The 208-nt window shown below is 78.4% G+C and carries 1 pseudogene; it reads left to right on the top strand.

Going from position 1 to position 208, the window contains the following annotated elements:
- Positions 1-208, top strand: a pseudogene (locus tag CCN29_RS01585) (lipase); the annotation flags it as partial.

The raw sequence follows: 208 nt of genomic DNA on the forward strand, positions 1-208 counted from the left end.
GCCGCACCGTCTGCCCGCCCGGGCGCGCGCGCAGAACACCGACGGGCAGCTCGCCATGGCCGAGTCCCAGCCCTCCGGCGTCCGCCTCGCCTTCCGCACCCGCGCCACCGTCGTCGAGCTCGCGACCGTCCCCACCAAGCGCGTCTATGTGGGGGCCCCGCCGCGCCCGGAGGGCCTGTACGACCTGCTCGTCGACGGGCGGCCGGCC

Origin of the sequence: Streptomyces pseudogriseolus (assembly GCA_002154585.1) — a bacterium.
Taxonomy (GTDB): Bacteria; Actinomycetota; Actinomycetes; order Streptomycetales; family Streptomycetaceae; genus Streptomyces; species Streptomyces pseudogriseolus.